Genomic DNA, 3,982 nt, shown 5'->3' on the forward strand with positions numbered 1-3,982 from the left:
CACCCCCGTTGTGTGGGGGTGGGAGAGCTAAAGGGGGGGGTTCCGCGCCACCACGTGTTGGGGCACCCGGTGACGGCGGGGGGCCCCCACGGTACCGGCTACTTCAGCTTCCCCAGCGCCGTCCCCACCCGCTGGACGGCGGCGACGACGTCCTCGGGCTGGCGGGCGGTGAAGCAGAGGCGGAAGAAGCCGGGCGCCGGGTTGTGCATGGTGCCGCCGGGCAGCAGGGTGACCTCGGTGGGCTCGGCCATGAGGTACCTGAACAGCAGCTCCTCCTTCGGGTCGAGTCCGCTCGACCGGGCGAGCGGCAGCCCGGCCACCTCCTCGTGACCGTGGACGGGGTGCTTGCCGAGGTACTTGGTGAGGTCGAGCCAGAAGAACTGGGCGGCGTTGTCGCCGGGCCGGTGCACGTAGTCGATCCTGGCGGCGTCCAGGGCGGCCTTGACCTTGTCGAAACTCGTCTTGAGCAGCGTGCGGTACTCCCGCATCGCGTAGGTGGTGTAGAGCTCGCCGCCCGGGCCGTTGGCGGAGGCGCTCAGCAGGTCCTGGATGACGTAGGTCTTCAGCGAGTCGAAGGGGCTGAACCAGGGCAGCGGGTGGGTGGGCTCGGCCGGGTCGTTGTTGCCGAGCATGGTGTTGCGCACGGCGGGGTTCCGGGAGATCACGAAGCCGGTACGGAAGCCGGACAGGCCGAAGTCCTTGGCGAAGCCCCAGACCACGTGGATCCGGTCGGGCTGCTCCCGGTACGCTTTCAGGGCCAGCGCGCTGGTGAACTTCGTTGTGCTGCTGTCGAGTTGGGAGTGACAGTAGATCTCGTCCGAGATGATGTGCAGGTCGGTGTGGTGGAGCGCCCACCCGTAGATCTCGTCCAGCAGGGCCCGCGAGTAGTTCACGCCCAGCGGGTTGTGCGGGTTGGTGAGGACGAGCAGGCGCGGCGTGTGGCCGGCCGCCTTCCGGTCCTCGTAGGCCTTCTGGATCAGGGGCAGGGTGAGCCGGTACCGGTCCTCCCCCGTGGTCGACAGGTTCACCGGGACGCACTTGAGCCTGGGCCGTTCCTGGAAGGACCAGTTGAAGCCCTGCCAGTACGGCGCGGGGATCAGCACCTCGTCGCCGTCCTTGAGCGGCGGGCCGACCGGGTCGGCGCCCTTGAGCGCGAAGGCGATGCACTCCAGCGCGGAGGAGACCCCGGCCACGCCGAACACGTCGCCCTCGTCGACCTCGGCGCCGAGTGCCAGGGTGAGCAGCTTGGCGACCGGCCGGCGCACCGCCAAGGTCCCGGCCGAGTCGATGTACTGGATGTACCGCTCGGGGATCAGCTGGATGTTGTCGAAGACCTTCTTCTTCATCGAGTGGTGGTAGAGCAGGACGTTCTCGGCGACGGACAGGTTGACCGCCTTGGGGGACGCCACGTGCTGGTGGAAGTAGGCGAGGGCCTGCTCCAGGTCGGTCATCCGGGTGAGCTGTTCGGCGGCCGCCTCGGGAGAGGCGAGGGTGCGGGTGTCGTCGGTCATGGCAGTCCTTGTCCGGGCTTCGCGGGGTGGGCTGGGCGGCGTGCCGGAACATGGTCGTTCGCACACGCATCGGCCCCAGCGGACCACGTCCCGGGCACGGCCGCCAGCGCTCGGCGCCCGTCCGGACGGGGGCGGGGTCAGGCGGTCAGCGGCTTGACCCAGCGGCTCCACTGCGGTTCGGGGCGGTAGCCGGCGGCCTCCCAGGTGCGGTGGCCGAGGGCGTTGTCGTCCAGCACCATGGCGTCCGCGCGGCGGCCGCCGAGCGCGGCGAAGCGCTCCTCGGCGGCGGCGAGCAGGGCGGCGCCGATGCCCCGGCGGCGGTGGTCGGGGTCGACGGCGAGCCGGTAGAGGTGGCAGCGCCAGCCGTCCCAGCCGGCGATCACGGTGCCGAGGACGGCGGTCGGGTCGCCCGCCGGGGTCGCGACGATCAGGCACTCCGGGTCCCGGGCGAGCAGCGCGGCCACGCCCGGGGCGTCGTCCGTGATGCTGGCGCCCTTCGCCGCCCGGGCCCAGAGGGCGAGCAGCGCGGGAATCTCGTCGGGGGCGGCGGTGCGCAGGACGATCCCGTCGGGGGCGGGAGTGCGCGGAGCGATCTCGTCGGTCATGGCGGCCTGTTTAGCAGGCGGTTCCGCCCGGCGGCCGGGAATTCCGCAGCCTGGACGGACGGGCCGTCAGCCCAGTCGCCACACCGTGGTGGTCTTGACGGCGGTGTCCTCCAGGTCGGCGACGACCGGCACCTGGTAGGCGGCGAGCGCGGTGAACCGCTCCCGGGGCAGGTAGGCCCGGCCGGGGTCGCCGACGATGACGGTGGCGCCGCGCGCGGCGGCCCGTTCCAGGAAGGGCAGGAACCGGGCGGCCATGGCCCGTTCGTAGAAGACGTCACCGGCGAGCACCACATCGGCCGGGGCGCCGTCGCCGTCCACCAGGTCCACCAGGGCGGCCTCCACGCGCACGCCGTTGGCCTCGGCGTTGAGGCCGATGGCGGCCACCGCGTAGGCGTCGATCTCGGCGGCGCGCACGGACGCGGCGCCGCTCAGCGCGGCCGCGACGCCGACCACCCCGCCCCCGGCGGCCACGTCGAGCACCGCCCGCCCGGCCACCAGCTCGGGGTGGTCCAGCACGTGGCGGGCGACGGCCACCCCGCCCGCCCAGGCGAACGCCCAGAACGGCGGCGGCAGTCCGACCTCCCCCCGCGCCCGCTCGGTGGTCTCCCACAGGGTGATCGCGTCCTCGGCCATGTGCAGGCCGACCTCGGGGACGAACGGGACGGGCTTCAGCTCGGTCTCGCGCCGGATGAAGGCGAGGTCGGCCTCCGACGGGCGGCTCCCCGGTTGATCGGCCTCCGGCTGGTCGGTCTCCGCTTGATCGGTCTCCGACGGGTGGGTCTCCGGCTGGTCGGTCTCCGGCTTGAGAGTGCGCAACTCACTCGGCATCTCCGCAGCATAGGGCCCGCGCGGGGGTGCTCACGCCCGCCCGGCCGCCGCCCGGACGCGCCGGGCGAGCGAACCGGCACCCGCCGCGGCTACTGGAGGCCGGCCGCGGAGCAGGCGGCGACGTAGTCCGGCGTGCAGATCTGAGCGACGGTGAAGAGACCGTCGGCGACCACGGTGGCCTTGACGTTGTCCTTGGTGAGCGCGACCGGGGCGATCAGGCCGGTCGGCACCTTGTCGCTGCTGCCGCTGGTCACCGTGGTCGGCACGAGGGCGCCGCCGATTTCCTGGCCGTAGGCCAGGTCGACGGCCAGCTGCGCGGCCACGTCGGCCTCCGACTTGAGGGGCTTGTAGACCGACATGGCCTGGGCGCCCGCCAGGATCCTCTGCACGCCGTCGAGTTGGAAGTCCTGGCCGGTCAGCGGGACACTCAGGCCGGACGCCTCGGGATCGGACGCGTTGGAGCCGACCGCGCTGGGTGCGGCAGTGCTGGGGTCGGCCGCGCTGGGATCGGCGGGCGAGCCGTTGGTCGTGATCGCCTCGCCGACGTCCGCCGTGCCGCCTACCACCGCCGCCGCGGCCTGGCCCCGCAGTTCGCCGACCTTGCGGTTGTCGAAGGACACGTAGGCGTCGACCGGGCCCTGGGCGAGGCGGTCGTAGGCGACCACCCTGACGCCCGCGTCGTGCGCCTTCTGGATCGACGCCTGGATCGACTTGGCGTCCACCGCGTCCAGGATCAGTACCTTGGCGCCCTTCTTCACGGCGGCGTCGATCTGGGTCTGCTGGACGGCGGCGTCCTGGCCGGCGTTGTAGTAGTCGATCTGCGCGTCCGGCGCCAGCTCCTTGATCTTCTTCTCGATCAGCGGCCGGTCGAACTGCTCGTAGCGAGTCGTCCTGGCCTCCGGCAGCAGCAGGGCTATCCGCCCGGCTCCCCTCCCGGCCGCGGCCGGGAGGGGAGCCGGGCCGCCGCCGGAGCCGCCGCGGGGCGACTGCGTCGCGCGGGCGCAGGACGCCGCGCCCCGGCCGGGGGGAATCGCGGCG

General features: G+C 72.9%; 4 protein-coding genes. All 4 read right to left on the minus strand.

Annotated features, from left to right (window positions below):
* Window positions 1-98: 98 nt before the first annotated feature.
* The 4 genes from ACFV6D_RS34550 to ACFV6D_RS34565 all read right to left on the minus strand — a co-directional run bounded on the left by ACFV6D_RS34550 (window position 99) and on the right by ACFV6D_RS34565 (window position 3,975).
* Window positions 99-1,511 carry a pyridoxal phosphate-dependent aminotransferase gene (locus ACFV6D_RS34550; protein ID WP_380562737.1) on the minus strand — a complete coding sequence of 471 codons (1,413 nt, stop codon included), beginning with the start codon at window positions 1,509-1,511 and terminating at the stop codon, window positions 99-101.
* A gap of 137 nt (window positions 1,512-1,648) precedes the next feature.
* Window positions 1,649-2,116, minus strand: a complete 468-nt coding sequence (locus ACFV6D_RS34555; protein WP_380562739.1) for a GNAT family N-acetyltransferase — start codon at window positions 2,114-2,116, stop codon at window positions 1,649-1,651.
* 66 nt (window positions 2,117-2,182) lie between these two features.
* Window positions 2,183-2,944, minus strand: coding sequence for a class I SAM-dependent methyltransferase (locus tag ACFV6D_RS34560; RefSeq protein WP_380495281.1), 762 nt, complete (start codon window positions 2,942-2,944; stop codon window positions 2,183-2,185).
* 89 nt (window positions 2,945-3,033) lie between these two features.
* Window positions 3,034-3,975, minus strand: a complete 942-nt coding sequence (locus ACFV6D_RS34565; protein ID WP_380562751.1) for a substrate-binding domain-containing protein — start codon at window positions 3,973-3,975, stop codon at window positions 3,034-3,036.
* Between the last annotated feature and the right edge of the window lie 7 nt (window positions 3,976-3,982).

It is taken from the genome of Kitasatospora sp. NPDC059812 (genome assembly GCF_042732075.1).
Classification (GTDB): domain Bacteria; phylum Actinomycetota; class Actinomycetes; order Streptomycetales; family Streptomycetaceae; genus Kitasatospora.

Bases quoted from the DNA above. Each gene is read 5' to 3' on its own strand.
- ACFV6D_RS34550 (WP_380562737.1), bottom strand. From the start codon at position 1,511: ATGACCGACGACACCCGCACCCTCGCCTCTCCCGAGGCGGCCGCCGAA.
- ACFV6D_RS34555 (WP_380562739.1), bottom strand. From the start codon at position 2,116: ATGACCGACGAGATCGCTCCGCGCACTCCCGCCCCCGACGGGATCGTC.
- ACFV6D_RS34560 (WP_380495281.1), bottom strand. From the start codon at position 2,944: ATGCCGAGTGAGTTGCGCACTCTCAAGCCGGAGACCGACCAGCCGGAG.